We start from the raw sequence: 1,108 nt of genomic DNA on the forward strand, positions 1-1,108 counted from the left end.
GGGCGGCCGCGAGGGAGCGGTGACCGCGGGCGCGGGGACCGTGGCGGCGCGGGGGGCGTCGGGAGCGCCGCACGCCGCGAGGGCGACCGCGCCCGCCGTCGTGAGCACGCAGGCGGCGGTGGCCCTCTTCAGGCGCAGGAAGGTCTTCACGCGGGCGACATTAACCGGATGAACAGGAAAAAACGGTTATATCGCTTTCGGTGTCGGTCCTGTGCGGCGCGGGGGAGGCGCTGGTCAGCCCTCCTCCTGGAGGCGCTTCCGGCAGGCCTCCACATCGAAGTCCGGCTGCGGGTACTGCGGGTCCAGAGCCGTCAGATGCTCCAGCAGCAGCCGGCTGATCGCCCAGTTCCGGTACCACTTGCGGTCGGCGGGGATCACGTACCAGGGGGCGGCGTCGGAGGAGCAGCGTTCGAGGGCGATCTCGTACGCCTCCTGGTAGGCGGGCCACAGGGCCCGGTCGTCGATGTCCGACGGGCTGAACTTCCAGTGCTTGCGCGGGTCGGCGAGCCGGCGCAGGAGACGCAGCCGCTGCTCCTCGAACGAGATGTGCAGGAAGCACTTCACGAGGGTCAGGCCGTCGTCGGCGAGGGCCCGCTCGAAGTCGTTGATCCGGCCGTACCGGGACTCGATCTCGGCGCGCGGGGCCAGCTCGCGGACGCGGGCGACGAGGACGTCCTCGTAGTGGGAGCGGTCGAAGACGCCGATCTCGCCGTGCTGGGGGAGCCGCCGCCTGACGCGCCAGAGGAAGTCGTGCTGCCGCTCCTCGGGGGTCGGCGCCTTGAAGGCCTGGACGCGGCAGCCGGCCGGGTTGAAGAGCCTGATGACGTGTTTGACCGTGCCGCCCTTGCCACTGGTGTCCATGCCCTGGAGGACCAGCAGGATCCGGCGGCGGTCACCGGCCGTGCTCGCCGCCCAGAGGCGTTCCTGGAGGTTGGCGAGGGGTTCGGCCATCCGGGTGATGGCGGCGAGACCGTCGGTCTTGGATCTGGGGGCCGCGCTCCCGCCGGGGGTCGCCGAGGTGTCGTACGAGGAGAGGGAGACCCGTTCCCCGACGGGGACGCGCAGCAGGTCGCGCACGGCGGTCCCCTCGACCCCGCCCGTGCCATCC

1 protein-coding gene is annotated in these 1,108 nt (G+C 71.8%); it reads right to left on the reverse strand.

Annotation, left to right across the window (positions count from 1 at the left end):
• Positions 1 to 234: 234 nt before the first annotated feature.
• Positions 235 to 1,077: a PPK2 family polyphosphate kinase gene (locus FGF04_RS39390; RefSeq protein ID WP_149516191.1), complete on the reverse strand. Its 843-nt coding sequence runs from the start codon at positions 1,075 to 1,077 to the stop codon at positions 235 to 237.
• Positions 1,078 to 1,108: the final 31 nt, after the last annotated feature.

The organism is Streptomyces apricus (assembly GCF_008369065.1).
GTDB lineage: Bacteria > Actinomycetota > Actinomycetes > Streptomycetales > Streptomycetaceae > Streptomyces > Streptomyces apricus.